This is a genomic window from Chromobacterium sp. HL1 (assembly GCF_057418835.1).
Genome location: NZ_CP162399.1, coordinates 4,479,740 through 4,496,442, shown reverse-complemented (window position 1 = coordinate 4,496,442; position 16,703 = coordinate 4,479,740). Strand labels below are relative to the sequence as shown.

Here is a 16,703-nt window from a genome sequence, read left to right as displayed (position 1 = left end):
TAAACATGGTTAATCCAGAAGTTAAGCGTATACTGCGCCTGCAGTGCACCCTGGTGGGGGTCGCGCTGCTGATCGGAATGGTTGCAGGGGGAGGAAACCTGGCCGTTCCGGTTTCTGTCTTGCTTGGCGGATTGTCGGCCTTGGTGCCGGCTCTGGTGTACGCCAGAATCGCCTACGCCAAGCGCCATGTCGCTCCCGCGGAACTGATGAAAGCGCATTTCAGGGCAGAGGCCGTCAAATACGTCCTCACCATCCTGATATTTGGTGCGACTTTGGTATTTTTCAAGGATTTATCGATAGTCGGTCTTTTTGGCGGATTTTTTGCCGCCGTATCCGGCTACTGGTTCGGGCTTTTAATCAAAAATTGAGAAAATGAGCGATGGCAAGCAACGCAACTGACTACATCAAGCACCACCTCACCTTCTGGAATTCGGATCCTTCCGCCGGCTTCTGGAGCCTGCACCTTGATACCTTCTCCATTTCGCTGGTTCTCGCCTTCATCTTCGCCGGCGTGTTCGCCGTCGTGGCGCGCAAGGCCAAGCTGGAGAATCCGGGCCGGCTGCAGCTGTTTGTGGAAAGCATCGTGGAGATGGTGGACAAGCAGGTGCGCGACGTATTCCACGGCCAGAGCAAGGTGATCGCTCCGCTGGCGCTGACCATTTTCTGCTGGATCTTCCTGATGAACTTCATGGACCTGCTGCCGGTGGATCTGCTGCCGACGCTGGCCCAGTGGGTGGGTTACACCTTCTTCGGCGCCGAGCCGCATCATGTTTACTTCCGCGTCGTGCCGTCCGCCGACGTCAACGCCACCTTCGCGATGTCCTTGTCCGTGATGTTCTGCATCATCGGCTTCTCCATTAGCGCCAAGGGCGTGGGCGGCTACACCAAGGAACTGTTCACCGCGCCTTTCCACGCGGAAGGCACCGTGGGCAAGATCCTGCTGGCCCCGGCCAACTTCCTGTTGCAGATGGTGGAACTGCTGGCCAAGCCGATTTCGCTGTCCCTGCGTTTGTTCGGCAATATGTACGCCGGCGAAATGATCTTCATCCTGATCGCGCTGCTGCCCTGGGGCCTGCAATGGCTGCTGGGCGCGCCGTGGGCGATCTTCCATATTCTGATCATCACCCTGCAGGCCTTCGTGTTCATGATGCTGACCATCGTGTACCTGAGCCTGGCGGTGGAAGCGCACTAATACCGGTTTCTTTGTTTTACCTTTGTTTTTTTAGCTTTTTTACCAACCATCCTTGATTAAGTCTTAGGAGATACACAATGGAAGCACTCGTTTCTCAGATCCAGTCCATGACCGTACTGGCCGCTGCCCTGATCATTGGCCTGGGCGCCATCGGTACTGCTCTGGGTTTTGCCATCCTGGGTGGCAAATTCCTCGAGTCCTCCGCCCGTCAACCGGAAATGATCCCGGTTCTGCAAACCAAACTGTTCATTCTGGCCGGTCTGCTGGACGCCATCTCCATGATCGGTGTTGGTATCGCCATGCTGTACACCTTCAATAACCCGTTCCTGTCCGCCGCCCTGGCCGCTCTGAAAGCCGGCGCTTAATTTTTAAGCGGAATTGGTTGTTGCAGTAATACTACTGGAGGAAAACAAGCGTGGAATTCAACGTAACACTACTGGGCCAGGCGATCACGTTCGCCATCCTGGTATGGTTCACCATGAAGTTTGTTTGGCCTCCGCTTACCAACATGATGGATGAGCGCGCCAAGCGCATCGCAGACGGCCTGGCCGCCGGCGAGCGTGGCAAGCAAGATCTGGAAGCCGCTGAAAAGCGCGTTGCGGACGAACTCCGCAAGGCCAAACAGCAAGCGACCGAAATCGTGATGGCCGCTGAAAAGCGCGCCAGCCAGATCGTGGACGAAGCCAAGGATGCCGCACGCGTTGAAGGCGCGCGCATTGTGGCCGACGCCAAGTCTGAGATCGATCAGGAAGTCCTGCGCGCCAAGGAAACCCTGCGCGCGCAAGTGGCCGACCTGGCGGTTGCGGGCGCAGAGAAGATCCTGCGCAAAGAGATCGACTCGGCCAAGCACGCTGATCTGCTTGCCTCCATCAAAGCGGAGTTTTAATTAACTCATGGCAGAACTCATTACCGTAGCTAGGCCCTATGCCGAAGCGGTATACAGCCTCGCCACCGAGCAGCACGCCACCCAGCAATGGTCGGAATCGCTGTCGTGGCTGGCTGCCATGGTGAAGAACCCGGATTTGGAAGCCGTCATCACCAATCCGAAACATACCGCACAAGAGCTTGAGGCGCTGATGCTGGATGTTCTGGGCGCGCGCGGCAACGAAGACGTAAAACGTTTTCTGGCCGCGCTGATCGAGAACAACCGTTTGACGCTGCTGCCGCAAATCGCCGAACAGTTTGAAGTGTTCAAGGCGCAAGCGGAAGGCGTTGTGGATGCCGTGGTGGAAACGGCGTTTGCAATGAACGATGCACAGCAAGCCGAACTGACCGACACGCTTTCCAAGAAGTACGGCAAATCCGTACGGATTGATGTGCGTGACAACCCTGACCTGATCGGCGGGGTTCGTGTGTTGGTAGGCGACGATGTCATCGACGCTTCCGTGCGCGGCAAACTGCAAGCCATGGCAGTAAGCCTCAAGAATTAGGAGAGATCATGCAGTTGAACCCCTCTGAAATCAGCGATCTGATCAAGGCGAAGATTCAGAACCTGGCCGAAGGCGCAGAAACCCGTACCAAAGGTACCGTGATTTCCGTGACCGACGGCATCGTTCGTATCCATGGCCTGGCAGACGTGATGCAGGGTGAAATGCTCGAATTCCCGGGCAACACCTTCGGCCTCGCGATGAACCTGGAGCGCGACTCTGTCGGCGCCGTGGTTCTGGGCGAGTACGAGCACATCTCGGAAGGCGACGAAGTTACTTGTACCGGTCGCATTCTGGAAGTTCCGGTAGGTCCGGAACTGGTTGGCCGCGTGGTCAACGCCCTGGGTCAGCCGATCGACGGCAAGGGCCCGGTTAACGCCAAGCTGTCCAGCCCGATCGAAAAGATCGCGCCGGGCGTGATTGCGCGTCAATCGGTATCCCAGCCGATGCAGACCGGCCTGAAGGCCATCGACTCGATGGTTCCGGTTGGCCGCGGTCAGCGCGAGCTGATCATCGGCGACCGCCAGACCGGCAAGACCGCGGTGGCGCTGGATGCGATCATCAACCAAAAAGGCACCGGCGTAGTGTGCATCTACGTGGCGATTGGCCAAAAGGCCTCCTCCATCGCCAACGTGGTGCGCAAGCTGGAAGAACACGGCGCGCTGGGCCACACCATCGTGGTGGCCGCGACCGCTTCCGAAGCCGCCGCGCTGCAGTTCATCGCCCCGTACTCCGGCTGCGCGATGGGCGAATACTTCCGCGACATCGGCGAAGACGCGCTGATCGTGTACGACGACTTGTCCAAGCAAGCCGTCGCCTACCGTCAGATTTCGCTGCTGCTGCGCCGTCCGCCGGGCCGCGAAGCCTACCCCGGCGACGTGTTCTATCTGCACTCCCGTCTGCTGGAACGCGCTTCCCGCATCAATGAAGACGAAGTGGCCAAGCTGACCAACGGCGAAGTGAAAGGCAAGACCGGTTCCCTGACCGCGCTGCCTATCATCGAAACCCAGGCCGGCGACGTTTCCGCCTTCGTGCCGACCAACGTGATCTCGATCACCGACGGTCAGATCTTCCTGGAAACCGACCTCTTCAACGCAGGCATCCGCCCGGCCATCAACGCCGGTATCTCGGTATCCCGCGTTGGCGGCGCCGCGCAGACCAAGGTGATCAAGAAGCTGGGCGGCGGTATCCGTCTGGCCCTGGCCCAGTACCGTGAATTGGCTGCGTTCTCGCAGTTCGCTTCCGATCTGGACGAGGCTACCCGCAAGCAACTGCAACACGGCGAAGTGGTGACCGAGCTGATGAAGCAGAAGCAGTTCCTGCCGCTGGCCACCGCCGAAATGGCGTTGACCCTGTGGGCGGTGAACAAGGGCAGCTACGAAGACGTTCCGGTGAAGAAAGCCCTGGCTTTCGAAGCGGCGTTCCTCGCCTATGTGCGCGCGAACCACCACGACGTGTTGGCCGCGGTGAACGCTTCCGGCGATCTGTCCGGCGACAACGAGAAAATCCTGGCCAAGGCGATGGAATCGTTCAAGGCTGGCTTCAGCTACAACTGAGTCTTTTCGGTTAACGCAAACAGTTACTAGGAAAGGTTCAGGAATGGCAGTCGGCAAAGAGATTCTCACCAAGATCCGAAGCGTGCAAAACACGCAGAAGATCACTCGCGCAATGCAAATGGTGGCGACCTCCAAGATGCGCAAAACGCAAGAGCGTATGCGCGCTGCCCGTCCTTACGCCGAGAAGGTGCGCACAGTCATGGCGCACCTTGCTCAGGCGAACACGGATCTTGAGCACCCGCTGTTGCAAAGCCGCGACGTAGTCAAACGCGCCGGCATCATCCTGATGACCTCCGACAAGGGCCTGTGCGGCGGCTTGAACGTGAACACGCTCAAGCGCTTCTTCGCCCAAGTCAAGGATCTGCAGGACCAGGGCATCGAAGTGGATGTCTGCTGCCTGGGCCAGAAAGGCCTGGCGGCATGCCAGCGCGCGCGCCTCAACGTTGTGGCCAGCGCAACCCAGCTCGGCGATGTGCCGAAGATGGAAAAACTGATTGGCCCGCTTACGGTGCTGTTCAAGCAGTACGCCGAAGGCGAACTGGACGCGCTCTACATCGTTTACTCCCGTTTCATCAACACGATGAAGCAGGAGCCGGCGACTGAACAGCTGCTGCCGTTGACCTCGGAACACATGGTGGTGGAGCACTCGCACTCGTGGGATTACCTGTACGAGCCGAGCGCCCTTGCCGTGATGGAGTTCCTGGTCAAACGCTATATCGAGTCGGTTGTGTTCGAGGCGATGGCCGAGAACATGGCCTCCGAGCAAGCTGCCCGCATGGTGGCGATGAAATCCGCCACGGACAACGCCGGTAACACGATCAAGCAACTGCGACTTGTGTACAACAAGGCTCGTCAGGCGGCGATCACTACCGAATTGTCTGAAATCGTGGCAGGCGCCGCAGCGGTGTAAGCCGTCGCAGACTGAAAAAGTTTAATGTTTAGGAACCGATAATGAGCCAAGGTAAAATCGTACAAATCATTGGCGCGGTGATCGACGTGGAGTTTCCGCGCGACGCCATGCCAAAGGTTTATGATGCCCTGAAGCTGGTTGATGCCGACCTGACGCTCGAAGTCCAGCAGCAGCTGGGCGACGGCGTAGCGCGCACCATCGCCATGGGCAGCTCTGACGGCCTGAAGCGTGGCATGAGCGTAGTCAACACCGGCGCACCGATCTCGGTGCCGGTGGGCAGCGCCACCCTGGGCCGCATCATGGATGTCTTGGGCAACCCGGTGGACGAAGCCGGCGCGGTAGCGACCGATGTTCGCCGCGCCATCCACCAGCCCGCTCCGAAGTTCGACGAACTGTCCCCCGCCACCGACCTGCTGGAAACCGGCATCAAGGTGATCGACCTGCTGTGCCCGTTCGCCAAAGGCGGCAAAGTGGGCCTGTTCGGCGGCGCCGGCGTGGGCAAGACCGTGAACATGATGGAACTGATCAACAACATCGCCAAGGCACACTCCGGTTTGTCCGTGTTTGCCGGCGTTGGTGAGCGCACTCGTGAAGGCAACGACTTCTATCACGAGATGAAGGACTCCAACGTACTGGACAAAGTGGCGATGGTGTACGGCCAGATGAACGAGCCGCCGGGCAACCGTCTGCGCGTGGCCCTGACCGGTCTGACCATGGCCGAGCACTTCCGCGACGAGAAAGACGAAAGCGGCAAAGGCCGCGACGTGCTGTTCTTCGTGGACAACATCTACCGCTACACCCTGGCCGGTACCGAAGTATCCGCTCTGCTGGGCCGTATGCCTTCCGCCGTGGGCTATCAGCCGACGCTGGCGGAAGAAATGGGCCGTCTGCAAGAGCGCATTACTTCGACCCGCGATGGCTCGATCACCTCCATCCAGGCCGTATACGTGCCTGCGGATGACTTGACCGATCCGTCCCCGGCGACCACCTTCGCCCACTTGGACGCCACCGTGGTTCTGTCGCGCGACATCGCTTCGCTGGGTATCTACCCGGCGGTGGATCCGCTCGACTCCACCTCGCGTCAGCTGGATCCGCTGGTGGTAGGCGACGAGCACTACACGGTAGCCCGTGGCGTGCAGTCCACGCTGCAGCGTTACAAGGAACTGCGCGACATCATCGCGATTCTGGGTATGGACGAACTGTCCGAGGAAGACAAACTGGTCGTGGCTCGCGCCCGTAAGATCCAGCGCTTCCTGTCCCAGCCGTTCCACGTGGCTGAAGTATTTACCGGCTCGCCGGGCAAATACGTGCCGCTGCGCGAAACCATCAAGGGTTTCAAGGCCATTCTCGCTGGCGAGTACGACCATCTGCCGGAACAAGCGTTCTACATGGTTGGCTCCATTGAAGAAGCTGCCGAGAAAGCCAAGACCCTTAACTAAGGAGAGGGCTGATGTCCAAGATGCGTGTGGAAGTGGTCAGCACCGAGCAAATGATCTTCTCCGGCGAAGCTGAGTTCGTGGTTGCGCCGGCTACCGAAGGCGAGATCGGTGTGTATCCCCAACACGTGCCGCTCCTGACCCGTATCAAGCCCGGCGTACTGCGTCTGAAAGTGCCGGGCAGCAGCGAAGAAGTACTGGTGGCAGTGTCTGGCGGCATGATGGAAGTGCAGCCCAGCCTGATCACCGTGCTGGCCGATACGGCGATTCGCGGCGAGGATCTCGACGAGGCCCGCGCCAATGAGGCAAAACGCGCTGCGGAGGATTCTCTCAAGCGTGCCACCGACGACCTCTCCACCGCGAAGGCGCACGCTGCTCTGGCAGTGGCCATCGCGGAGTTGAAGGCGCTGGATTTCCTCAAGAAGCGCGCCCACTGATAAGAGATGTAATCGTGTATAGTAGGCTGCCACGCAAGTGGCAGCCTTTTTCCGTTTTCGAGTCGTGAAAAAACCATGGACAGTCTCAGCATCGTCATTCTCGCTGCCGGCAAGGGCAAGCGCATGTACTCCTCCAAACCCAAGGTATTGCACCCCATAGGCGGCGAGCCGATGCTGGCGCGGGTGATCCGCACTGCGCGCGCCTTGAAGCCTGCGCGTCTGATCGTGGTGTACGGCCACGGCGGCGAACAGGTGCGGGCGGCCATCCCGGACGCGGACCTGATCTGGGCCGAGCAGGCCGAGCAGCTGGGCACCGGCCACGCGCTGAAGATGGCCCTGCCGCACCTGCCGAAGGACGGCAAGACCATGGTGTTGTACGGCGACGTGCCGCTGACCAAGGCGGACACGCTGCATCGCTTGTCCGGCGCCGCCGGCGCCGGCATGGCGGTGCTGACCGACGTGCTGGACGACGCCAGCGGCTACGGCCGCATGGTGCGCGGCGCGGACGGCAAGCTCCAAGCCATCGTCGAGCACAAGGACTGTACGCCGGCGCAACTGGCGATCCGTGAAATCAACACCGGCATGATGGCCCTGCCCAATGCGCGGCTGGCCGGCTGGCTTGCCGCGCTCAATAACGGCAACGCCCAGGGCGAATACTATCTGACCGACGTGCTGGCCCTGGCGGTGGCGGACGGCGTGAGCGTGGACAGCGCCAGCGTGGACGCCAGCTGGGAAGCCGCCGGCGTCAACAACAAGGTGCAGCTGGCCGAGCTGGAGCGCATCCTGCAGCGCAACCAGGCGCAAGCCTTGCTGGAAGCCGGCGTCACGCTGGCGGACCCGGCGCGCATCGACATCCGCGGCGAACTTAGCCACGGCATGGACGTGAGCATAGACGTGGGCTGCGTGTTCGAAGGCGTGGTGGAGCTGGGCGAGCAAGTGGACATCGGCGCGCACTGCGTGCTGAAAAACGTCAAAGTGGCCGCCGGCACCAAGATCGCCCCGTTCTCGCATCTGGAAGACGCGGTGGTGGGCGAGGGATGCCGGATCGGGCCTTACGCCCGGCTGCGCCCCGGCGCGAAACTGGCCGGCCACGTGCATATCGGCAACTTCGTCGAAGTGAAGAAAAGCGTGATCGGCGAAGGCTCCAAGGTCAACCACCTGAGCTATATCGGCGACGCCGAGATCGGCGGCAAGGTGAATGTGGGCGCCGGCTCGGTGACCTGCAATTACGACGGCATCAACAAGTTCAAGACCGTGATCGGCGACAACGTCTTCGTCGGCTCCGGCACCCTGATGGTGGCGCCGGTGACGCTGGAATCCTACAGCACCATAGGCGCCGGCTCGGTGATCAGCCGGACCGCGCCGGCCGGCGAACTGACGGTGGCGCGCGCGCGCCAGGTCACGGTGCCGGGCTGGAAGCGGCCGCAGAAAAAAACCGACTGATTCCCTTCCGTCGCCATGCGGCGCCCATTCTCCTGATTTGGAGGATGGGCGCCGTTTTTCATGGCGGCATTCTTGCGACAACCCCTTGCCGCGGCGCGACGCTTCCGCGGCCGGCGCTTGTCAAAGCCGAAGCGGCGCTGCTATGATCGCGAAACTTTCGAAACGAAACATAAAATGACCAAGCGAAACACTCAGCAACGCCGTCACGCCATCGCCGCCCTGGTGCAGGAACGCGGCGAGGTCAGCGTGGACGAGCTGACCAAGCGCTTCTCCACCTCCGAAGTGACCATACGCAAAGACCTGGCCCTGCTGGAAACCGGCGGCCTGCTGCTGCGCCGCTACGGCGGCGCGGTGTCCTTGCCGTCGGAGATGGTGGTCGAAGAAGACGCGGAGCAGGTTTCAAAACGAAAGATCGCCATCGCCCGCGCCGCCGCCGAGCGGCTGCGCGACCACAACCGCGTGATCATAGACAGCGGCACCACCACCAGCGCGATGATCCCGCTGCTGGGCAATAAGCGCGGCCTGGTGGTGATGACCAACTCCCTGAACGTGGCCGGCGCGCTGCGCGAACTGGAGAACGAACCCACGCTGCTGATGACCGGCGGCACCTGGGACCCGCATTCCGAATCCTTCCAGGGCCAGGTGGCGGAACAGGTGCTGCGTTCCTATGATTTTGATCAGCTGTTCATCGGCGCGGACGGCATCGACCTGGAGCGCGGCACCACCACCTTCAACGAACTGGTGGGCTTGTCGCGCGTGATGGCCGAAGTGGCGCGTGAAGTCATCGTGATGGTGGAGTCGGAAAAGATAGGCCGGCGCATCCCCAATCTGGAATTGCCGTGGGAGCGCATTCATACCCTGGTGACCGACGACGCCTTGTCGGCGGAGGCCAGAACCCAAATTCAGGCGAAGGGCATTGCACTGATCTGCGCGTCCTCGCCCGCTGATAGTCCAAGGAGAAAGTAATGTGCGGCATTGTCGGCGCCATCGCGGCGCGTAATGTGGTTCCGGTATTGGTGGACGGCCTGAAGCGGCTGGAATACCGCGGCTACGACTCCGCCGGCGTGGCGGTCTTGGCCGGCGACGCCATCCGTCGCGTGCGCCGCGTCGGCCGCGTTGCGGAGATGGAAAACGCCGCGGCGGAAGAAAGCCTGCAAGGTCAGGTGGGCATCGGCCACACCCGCTGGGCCACTCATGGCGGCGTCACCGAACCCAACGCCCACCCGCACGTATCCTTCGGCAAGATCGCCGTGGTGCACAACGGCATCATCGAAAACCACGAAGAGCAGCGCGAACGCCTGAAAGGCCTGGGTTACGCCTTCGAATCCCAGACCGACACCGAAGTCATCGCCCACCTGGTGCATCACTACTACCAGGCCGGCGACAGCCTGTTCGACGCGGTCAAGCGCGCCAGCCGCGAGCTGACTGGCGCTTACGCCATCGGCGTGATCGCGGTGGACCGCCCGGACGAACTGGTGTGCGCGCGCATGGGCTGCCCGCTGCTGGTGGGCCTGGGCGACGGCGAGAACTTCATCGCCTCCGACGTCTCCGCCATCGTATCCGCCACCCGCCGCGTGATCTTCCTGGAAGAGGGCGATATCGGCAGGCTGACCCGCGACGGCGTGGAACTGCTGGACAAGGACGACCAGCCGGCGCAGCGCCCGGTGCACGTGTCCGACGTGTCGCTGGCCTCGCTGGAACTGGGCCCGTACAGCCACTTCATGCAGAAGGAAATCCACGAACAGCCGAAGGCGCTGTCCGACACCATAGACGCGGTGCAGGACTACGGCTTCAATCCCGAGCTGTTCGGCGAGCGCGCCGGCGAAGTGCTGCCGCAGCTGGAAGGCGTCAAGATCCTGGCCTGCGGCACCAGCTACTACGCCGGCCTGACCGCCAAATACTGGATCGAAACCATCGCCGGCGTGCAGTGCGACGTGGAAATCGCCAGCGAATACCGCTACCGCAACGCCTGGGCCAACCCCAATTACCTGGTGACCACCATCTCCCAATCCGGCGAGACGCTGGACACCATGGAAGCGCTGAAATACGCCAAGGAACTGGGCCACCGCTACGCGCTGTCTATCTGCAATGTGCGCGAATCCGCGATTCCGCGCGCCAGCGAACTGGTGTTCTTCACCCGCGCTGGCGCCGAGATCGGCGTGGCTTCTACCAAGGCCTTCACCACCCAATTGGTGGGCCTGTTCGCGCTGGCGGTGACCCTGGGCAAGATGCGCGGCAAGGTCAGCGCGGCCGACGAGGCGCGCTACCTGGACGAACTGCGCCACCTGCCGGGCAGCGTGCAGCACGCGCTGAACCTGGAACCGCAGATCAAGGCTTGGGCCGACAAGTTCGCCGCCAAGGACAATGCGCTGTTCCTGGGCCGCGGTCTGCATTTCCCCATCGCGCTGGAAGGCGCGCTCAAGCTGAAGGAAATCTCCTACATCCACGCCGAAGCCTACCCGGCCGGCGAGCTCAAGCACGGCCCGCTGGCGCTGGTGGACGAAGACATGCCGGTGGTGGTAATCGCCCCCAACGACGCGCTATTGGAAAAGGTGAAATCCAATATGCAGGAAGTGCGCGCGCGCGGCGGCGAGCTGTTCGTGTTTGCTGATCTGGACAGCCATTTCAGCGAATCCGACGGCGTGCACGTGATCCGCACCCCGCGCCATGTCGGCGTGCTCAGCCCGGTGGTGCACGCCATCCCGGTGCAGATGCTGGCCTACCATGTGGCGCTGGCGCGTGGCACCGATGTCGACAAGCCGCGCAACCTGGCCAAGAGCGTGACGGTGGAGTGAGGTTTGCGGTTGGTGCTGTGACTGTTTGCAGACAGTAAACATCTCGCCTAAATAATAAAGATGTATCTCAGACAATAAAGATGTAACAAAGCCCGGCAAGCTTGCTTGCCGGGCTTTTATCTTGAATGCTCTAACAACGAGCCGCTAAATATGGCAAGTAGCTGCGAACCTAGCTCCAGTAAGTCATAGTATTAGCGAGAGCCATGCTGCAGTGGGGTCGAAGTCTTGAAGCTGTTTATTTAACTTTGCGAGTTCCTCGCCGTACTCCCTGCGCTCGGCATCTTTGATGGCTGAATTGAGAATGCCAGCCAGAGCATCCCGCTTCATCGATATGTATACAGAGGCTGATGCATCGTGAATCCGAGCAAACACTGACAATGCTTTACTGTATCGGTGTCTCTCGATCTCAAGGCGGCACTCCAGGCCCAATTTTATGTCGCCCTTTTGATTGCTATAAAAGCGATTAAGCCTCTGCAAGGTTGTGTCTGCCTCCGCGTGCTGCCCTGCTCGAATCTGGCACGTTGTTAATTGTGCCAGCATGCCAAAAGGTGGGAGGCCCTCTACAGTCACTAAAGCCCTCTCCGCTGCGTGGAGTGCGTCACTGCTATTCCCAAACCGAAGCTCTACTGTCGAGAGTCGGTGCCAGACAAAGGCCTCAGAATCGATGGCCTCAAGCTGAACGAGTGCCGCCCGAGCGTCTTGCTCTTGCTTCTCTGCAATTGCGATCTGGATTTTGAGATCAACGAGGAACCGATTCTCCCTGATTCGCAAACCGTCATCGACATACTGTTTCGCCTTCGGTAAGTCACCCAGCAAGAAGTAGCAGTTCGCAATCTCACGGTGCAAGGCAGTCCCTCTACGGCCATGCTTCTCTGCGAGATGAAAGTCATCCAGAGCAGGCTTCAGGTGTCCGGCCTTACGATGGTAGAAGCCGTTAAGGAAGTGGTAGTCACGAACAGGAGCATAAGATGCGAAAGTTCGGAGCTCCTCCTCTGCTTCTGTCCATAAGCCCTCTTGAACCAGTGCTCGAATCAGGAAGTCCCTCCCACTCACCGAAGTAGGTGACTCGGCAACGGCAAGTCGTGCTGCATCTATGCACTGTCGGTATTCTCGCCTGTGGTAAAAGTCTTCGGCAAACGAGATCAGGTCACTGGTGAGGTGAAAGACATCGTCTTTGTGCATCCCGGTACGGAGAGCAGCCTTGAATAACTGGCGGTACAACTGTAGCCGCGGTAGCTCCTCTTCATCCGCAGCCAAGAGATCCTTGAGGGTAGAGAACACTCTCCCATGATCAATTTCTGAATCATCTCGGAATTGGTTGAGCACTGCCTCTGAAACCGGACCGGCAACCTCATAGAGCCCATTGGTATCCGGAACAACAAGTGAGTGATCAACTAATGCAACTAAGTTCTCGATTAGGCTCTTCTCGTCTAAGGAGAGTGACTTTGCTAGTACCTGTGCTGGAACCGGACTGTACCTGGCCAACATGATCAAGATAGAGCGCTGCTCTTTTGTAAGTTGCTTTTCTTTCAGAAACTTGACGAAAGCGGATGTTCTGAACTGAACCAGGCGGTTCTTATCCATGATCACGGACTGGACACCGTAGGCTTTCGCCTGATCGACGGCAAAGTATGCGCAGGGCGGATACCCGTTTACATATTCTGCAATTTCTCTAATCTGACTTGCTGTTAGTGCAACATCCTCAACGCCTGCGATTTTAGCAATTAGTCGTTGCGTGTCTTCTTCCGCTAAAGGTCGCAGGTTCATGGATGGAGTTGTTGATGGTGGTTTCCTGCTTGAGACAAAGAACAGATAGAGATCGTCCTCGCCTTCAACCGTCGAAATCAGCTTTTGAATGGGTTCTGTGAACGAACCGTCAGGAGTAAGCATCCCACCAGCATCAACCAGAACGGGTAGTTCCTTATGGCCCGTCGCGGCGCGCAGGTTAGCTATGTCTCTTTCAAGTATCTCCTCCTCGTTCTGCCGGCGAATTGACTCGACGATTGCATCGAATCCCTCCTTTGTAGAGAACGGTTCCAACAGGTTTGCGAGTTTGATCGATACGTCTACCAACGTATCACCATCTGACACTAGTACTTCGAGGGTCTTGGGGTAAGAGAGGCTTAACTGAGCTGCTTTGTTGACGAATGTTCTTCGTCCCACACTCGGAAGGCCATACACACCGATAATTCGAGGAGGACGCTGGCCAAGCGGCGTCAATATCCTTTGGAGGTTAGCGATGTCCGCACTGCGGCCTTCAAAGTAGGCCTGTTGGTGGGATCGAAGCAATTCATCCTGGTGGTGGCGGATTTCTCGTGCTGTTACCTTGGCAGAGACAACGTTGGAGATTTTCGCTCGACTGAGCCACTTTGGAAGCGAGCCAAACTGAATGGAAGGACTCAGAAGGAAAACCAACGCCTTGGAAATATGGCCCTCGAGTTTCCGATACCATGCTTCATCGATTTCGAACTGCACCCAGATTCGCGCAAGTGTAGCTTCACTGACAAACAGGACGAATATTGCGCTTTCGTCCAGCATAGTCTCGATCGCATCCTTGAATTGTTCGCCATCCTCAAAAACCTGTTCGTCGAAGAGACAGAACTGCCTGCCAAGTTCGTGGGCAACTGCACGGACAAATTCTTTATCGGTTGAGGAGTGCGACAGAAATGCACGATAAAGCATTGATATAGATCTCCGTATGTGGAAATAAGCGTTTTACTTGTATGCTGGAAACTTGCTTGGTGCGTGTCAGTATTGGCGAAGCATCCGTATCAAATTTTGCAACAGGAGCGAATCCAGGTTTAAGTTATCAGCATACTCCAAGCTGACTGCGATAGTCTGCTTTTATGGTGAAATTTGAACGTCCAGCTCTGGGGTGATCTGGGACATTCGGCTTCTGCCCAAGACCAATCGTAATAAGTAGTGAATCGCCCCTCCTTTCCTAGACACCTCAAGAGTCTCACACTAGGCCCAGCAAGGAGCTGCAATGGTCCGTCAACTGGATTTGCCAGCCGGAGTTGTTCCACTGGCTCGACGAGCCGATGCTCCTGAATCCTCGCGAGATTTTGGGTAAGAGCAGCCTCATCAAGATGTTTGGCAGCTACCAAGCGATATCGCGTACTACTGCGGCCTTTATTGCGGGCTCCATCCCCCTTGGCAAGCCCTGCTTGGGATTGTCCAACATCCTCGCCCGGCTCGGCTCTGACGAGGACGATTGCGCCACCGACATCGCCACCATTAAGCGCGACGAGGCGCTCGATTCGACCACGCGCGAAGTGCTGGTGCAAGCTCGGCTTGGCCAGGGAAAATTCCGTGACGATCTGATGCGGCTATGGGGCGATGCCTGCTCAATCACAGGCTGAGATGTGGTTCAGGTCTTGCGGGCCTCGCATGTTAAGCCGTGGAGGGACAGCAAGAACAGGGAGCGGCTTGATCCGCATAACGGGCTACTGCGAGTGGCCACCATTGACGCTCTCTTCGATGGCTATCTGATATCGTTCGAAGACACCGGCGAGATGCTCGTCTGCGCATCAATCACGGACAGGCAGCGGAGCATGTTGAGGCTCCCGGCCCGGCTGCGCAAGAAACCTAGCCCGGAGTTATGTCGCTACCTCGCGGAGCACCGGGAGATTTTCAACCGGAGAGCGTCCTGAACCAGTTTGGGAAATGGGAGCTCACCGCTGCCGCCGCTCCAAGACCCAGACCACAGCTATAATCCCCCTCCGTGGCGAAACAGATCTGAATGCGGGATAAGCGATGCAAGTATCGGCCTTGGAACGGCAACTGAATTTTCTGAGAGAGATAGACCGCTTGAAGTCGGTGCTGCGGCAATCGCCATTGCTGGACCAGAGCCGCCGGGAGAACTCGGCCGAGCACTCCTGGCATTTGGCGATGTACGCCTTGCTGCTGGGCGATTACGCCAGCGGCCCGGTCAACACCGAGCGGGTGATCAAGATGCTGCTGCTGCACGATGTGGTGGAGGTGGACGCGGGAGACTTTCCCATCCACGGCCAGGCCGTGTCTGGGGCGCAGGCGGAAGCGGAGGCGAGGGCGGCGGAGCATTTGTTTGGCTTGCTGCCGGTGGAGCAGGGCGCTGAATTGCTGGCGCTGTGGCGGGAGTTTGAGCGCGCGGAAAGCGCCGATGCCTGTTTCGCCAAGGCGCTGGACCGTTTCCAGCCTTTACTGATCAATGTCTTCACCGGCGGCGGGACCTGGACGCAGAACGATGTCTCGCTGGAGCAGGTGCTGTCCCGTTACGGCCCGGTAATCCAAAAAGGCGCGCCGCAGCTTTGGCTGTTGTGCGAGCAGTGGGTGCGCCGGCATTTTGCGGGGCAGTCTGTTTAGGGTCGCTAACCAAACCCCTGATGCTGTATTGCGCGAACCTGTTTACGATCTGCTGCGCGTCGGCGATACAGCGTTGAAAACATCTTCAAAATGCTCATGTACCGGATGTACACTCCGCTTTTTCAGCCGCAACGCCTTGCCTCGCCCTTGCTCGCGAGATCGTAAACAGGTTCTTAGCCGTAAAACTGAGTTTTGTGAGCGGCTCTTAACGCTATTCAGATCGGCTTCAGCGCCCAAGCGATGGCTTGCCTCCGCCGCGCGCGGCGCGCCAGGCGCGGCTTTCTTGTGCTGCCGGGTGCCGCCGGCTTGACGCTCTCCCGCTCCTCCCCAACAATAGCCCCCGCGCCGCAGCAATCGCGGCGCTCGGGATTGGTCTCCCGATTATGAATGCTTGTTGCGGATGCGCTGTTTCCACAGCGTATCCGTTGCCATTGCTTTGCCTATCCGGGCGGGCCGTGGCAAGTGGCGTCCTTATGGGCGCACCGGCTTATGCAAGCATTCACCGGTAGACCAACTCTTGTCATGTGCCCGCCTTGCCGCCTTGCGGCATGGCCCTTCTGCTCAGGAGGTTGCAAATGGTAAAGCTTGTCCATCCGGTGCTTGGCATCGATCTCTCTTCGTCCCCTGCTGAAACTCAAGACATCCGTCAGGACGTCGCATCCCCACTCCCGCCGCTAGGACCGCGCTCGCGTTACCGTTTTGTCGGCAGCGAAGCCAAAGACCTCAGTCTGCCCTTTGTCCGCCGCGTCAAAGGCCGCACTTATCCGCATTACTGGCAGCCGGCCGAGGCGGAGAATGCGTTCGAGGCCAGCGCCTTGGGCCGTCAATACGCCGCCCATCTGGCGCAGCTGCTGAAACTCAACCGCCAGCACGCCGCGCGCGGGCTGTTGTTCCGCATCGCTTGCGATATGGATTTCCGCGACCACAGCCACCGCCGCAGCATGTGCAAGAGCTTCTTCAATTATCTGGAGATGTTGTTGAGCCTGGGCGTGGCGCAGATTGATCTGCCGCGGCATGTGGCGGCGGTGCAGCAGCTCTATCTGAGCCTGGACGAGTTGGACGCCCTGCCGCGCAAGCTGGGGCGGAAGAAGAGGCGCTAAGCCGGGGAGGGCGCTGCCGGCCCTGCGAGACTGGCTGTGAGTGCCCTCTTGGACAGGCTTTTA

17 protein-coding genes are annotated in these 16,703 nt (G+C 59.3%); 16 read left to right on the top strand and 1 reads right to left on the bottom strand.

Features of this window, described 5'->3' with window-relative positions; translation table 11 throughout:
- The first annotated feature begins 5 nt into the window (after window positions 1-5).
- The 12 genes from AB1Z25_RS20485 (at window position 6) to glmS (ending at window position 11,196) form a co-directional block, all read left to right on the top strand.
- Window positions 6-368 carry an ATP synthase subunit I gene (locus AB1Z25_RS20485; protein WP_048413015.1) on the top strand — a complete coding sequence of 121 codons (363 nt, stop codon included), beginning with the start codon at window positions 6-8 and terminating at the stop codon, window positions 366-368.
- A gap of 11 nt (window positions 369-379) precedes the next feature.
- The gene (atpB, locus tag AB1Z25_RS20480; RefSeq protein WP_048413016.1) at window positions 380-1,192 is read left to right on the top strand and encodes a F0F1 ATP synthase subunit A; all 813 of its coding nucleotides are present in this window, start codon (window positions 380-382) and stop codon (window positions 1,190-1,192) included.
- A 77-nt stretch (window positions 1,193-1,269) separates the two neighbouring features.
- Window positions 1,270-1,557, top strand: a complete 288-nt coding sequence (gene atpE, locus AB1Z25_RS20475; RefSeq protein WP_019101091.1) for a F0F1 ATP synthase subunit C — start codon at window positions 1,270-1,272, stop codon at window positions 1,555-1,557.
- Between the two features lie 50 nt (window positions 1,558-1,607).
- On the top strand, window positions 1,608-2,078 hold the full coding sequence (locus tag AB1Z25_RS20470; RefSeq protein WP_048410019.1) for a F0F1 ATP synthase subunit B: 471 nt from the start codon (window positions 1,608-1,610) through the stop codon (window positions 2,076-2,078).
- 7 nt (window positions 2,079-2,085) lie between these two features.
- Entirely contained in the window at window positions 2,086-2,622 is a 537-nt protein-coding gene (locus AB1Z25_RS20465) for a F0F1 ATP synthase subunit delta (protein WP_043589588.1), read from the top strand.
- 8 nt (window positions 2,623-2,630) lie between these two features.
- The gene (gene atpA / locus AB1Z25_RS20460; RefSeq protein WP_107800956.1) at window positions 2,631-4,175 is read left to right on the top strand and encodes a F0F1 ATP synthase subunit alpha; all 1,545 of its coding nucleotides are present in this window, start codon (window positions 2,631-2,633) and stop codon (window positions 4,173-4,175) included.
- 43 nt (window positions 4,176-4,218) lie between these two features.
- A complete protein-coding gene (atpG, locus tag AB1Z25_RS20455; RefSeq protein WP_048410022.1) occupies window positions 4,219-5,085 on the top strand; it encodes a F0F1 ATP synthase subunit gamma in 867 nt (288 codons plus the stop codon).
- Between the two features lie 41 nt (window positions 5,086-5,126).
- Complete coding sequence (gene atpD, locus AB1Z25_RS20450) at window positions 5,127-6,524, top strand: F0F1 ATP synthase subunit beta (RefSeq protein WP_019103741.1); 1,398 nt, start codon at window positions 5,127-5,129, stop codon at window positions 6,522-6,524.
- Window positions 6,525-6,535: 11 nt separating this feature from the next.
- The gene (locus tag AB1Z25_RS20445) at window positions 6,536-6,958 is read left to right on the top strand and encodes a F0F1 ATP synthase subunit epsilon (protein WP_019103740.1); all 423 of its coding nucleotides are present in this window, start codon (window positions 6,536-6,538) and stop codon (window positions 6,956-6,958) included.
- A gap of 75 nt (window positions 6,959-7,033) precedes the next feature.
- The gene (glmU, locus tag AB1Z25_RS20440; protein WP_107800955.1) at window positions 7,034-8,401 is read left to right on the top strand and encodes a bifunctional UDP-N-acetylglucosamine diphosphorylase/glucosamine-1-phosphate N-acetyltransferase GlmU; all 1,368 of its coding nucleotides are present in this window, start codon (window positions 7,034-7,036) and stop codon (window positions 8,399-8,401) included.
- 174 nt (window positions 8,402-8,575) lie between these two features.
- Window positions 8,576-9,367 (top strand): DeoR/GlpR family DNA-binding transcription regulator, encoded by a 792-nt coding sequence (locus AB1Z25_RS20435; RefSeq protein ID WP_227105517.1) that lies wholly within the window; start codon window positions 8,576-8,578, stop codon window positions 9,365-9,367.
- Complete coding sequence (gene glmS, locus AB1Z25_RS20430; protein ID WP_486636067.1) at window positions 9,367-11,196, top strand: glutamine--fructose-6-phosphate transaminase (isomerizing); 1,830 nt, start codon at window positions 9,367-9,369, stop codon at window positions 11,194-11,196. The genes AB1Z25_RS20435 and glmS overlap by 1 nt, the downstream gene beginning before the upstream one ends.
- 183 nt (window positions 11,197-11,379) lie before the next feature.
- Here the strand turns inward: glmS and AB1Z25_RS20425 are convergent, their stop codons facing one another.
- On the bottom strand, window positions 11,380-13,878 hold the full coding sequence (locus AB1Z25_RS20425) for a TIR domain-containing protein (RefSeq protein ID WP_486636066.1): 2,499 nt from the start codon (window positions 13,876-13,878) through the stop codon (window positions 11,380-11,382).
- A 335-nt stretch (window positions 13,879-14,213) separates the two neighbouring features.
- Between AB1Z25_RS20425 and AB1Z25_RS20420 the strand changes: the two genes are divergently transcribed.
- From AB1Z25_RS20420 to AB1Z25_RS20405, 4 genes are all read left to right on the top strand, one after another.
- Entirely contained in the window at window positions 14,214-14,558 is a 345-nt protein-coding gene (locus AB1Z25_RS20420; protein WP_486636065.1) for a hypothetical protein, read from the top strand.
- A 3-nt stretch (window positions 14,559-14,561) separates the two neighbouring features.
- Window positions 14,562-14,849: an HNH endonuclease gene (locus AB1Z25_RS20415; RefSeq protein ID WP_486636064.1), complete on the top strand. Its 288-nt coding sequence runs from the start codon at window positions 14,562-14,564 to the stop codon at window positions 14,847-14,849.
- Window positions 14,850-14,952: 103 nt separating this feature from the next.
- Window positions 14,953-15,540 (top strand): HD domain-containing protein, encoded by a 588-nt coding sequence (locus AB1Z25_RS20410; RefSeq protein ID WP_486636063.1) that lies wholly within the window; start codon window positions 14,953-14,955, stop codon window positions 15,538-15,540.
- A 575-nt stretch (window positions 15,541-16,115) separates the two neighbouring features.
- Window positions 16,116-16,640: a hypothetical protein gene (locus tag AB1Z25_RS20405; RefSeq protein ID WP_486636062.1), complete on the top strand. Its 525-nt coding sequence runs from the start codon at window positions 16,116-16,118 to the stop codon at window positions 16,638-16,640.
- Window positions 16,641-16,703 lie beyond the last annotated feature (63 nt).

What these genes read in the sequence shown, in the direction of transcription:
- AB1Z25_RS20405 (WP_486636062.1), top strand. Translation starts at nt 16,116, where the DNA reads ATGGTAAAGCTTGTCCATCCGGTGCTTGGCATCGATCTCTCTTCGTCC.
- AB1Z25_RS20465 (WP_043589588.1), top strand. Translation starts at nt 2,086, where the DNA reads ATGGCAGAACTCATTACCGTAGCTAGGCCCTATGCCGAAGCGGTATAC.
- AB1Z25_RS20425 (WP_486636066.1), bottom strand. Translation starts at nt 13,878, where the DNA reads ATGCTTTATCGTGCATTTCTGTCGCACTCCTCAACCGATAAAGAATTT.
- atpA (WP_107800956.1), top strand. Translation starts at nt 2,631, where the DNA reads ATGCAGTTGAACCCCTCTGAAATCAGCGATCTGATCAAGGCGAAGATT.
- glmS (WP_486636067.1), top strand. Translation starts at nt 9,367, where the DNA reads ATGTGCGGCATTGTCGGCGCCATCGCGGCGCGTAATGTGGTTCCGGTA.
- AB1Z25_RS20410 (WP_486636063.1), top strand. Translation starts at nt 14,953, where the DNA reads ATGCAAGTATCGGCCTTGGAACGGCAACTGAATTTTCTGAGAGAGATA.
- AB1Z25_RS20445 (WP_019103740.1), top strand. Translation starts at nt 6,536, where the DNA reads ATGTCCAAGATGCGTGTGGAAGTGGTCAGCACCGAGCAAATGATCTTC.
- atpG (WP_048410022.1), top strand. Translation starts at nt 4,219, where the DNA reads ATGGCAGTCGGCAAAGAGATTCTCACCAAGATCCGAAGCGTGCAAAAC.
- AB1Z25_RS20485 (WP_048413015.1), top strand. Translation starts at nt 6, where the DNA reads ATGGTTAATCCAGAAGTTAAGCGTATACTGCGCCTGCAGTGCACCCTG.
- glmU (WP_107800955.1), top strand. Translation starts at nt 7,034, where the DNA reads ATGGACAGTCTCAGCATCGTCATTCTCGCTGCCGGCAAGGGCAAGCGC.
- atpB (WP_048413016.1), top strand. Translation starts at nt 380, where the DNA reads ATGGCAAGCAACGCAACTGACTACATCAAGCACCACCTCACCTTCTGG.
- atpD (WP_019103741.1), top strand. Translation starts at nt 5,127, where the DNA reads ATGAGCCAAGGTAAAATCGTACAAATCATTGGCGCGGTGATCGACGTG.
- atpE (WP_019101091.1), top strand. Translation starts at nt 1,270, where the DNA reads ATGGAAGCACTCGTTTCTCAGATCCAGTCCATGACCGTACTGGCCGCT.
- AB1Z25_RS20435 (WP_227105517.1), top strand. Translation starts at nt 8,576, where the DNA reads ATGACCAAGCGAAACACTCAGCAACGCCGTCACGCCATCGCCGCCCTG.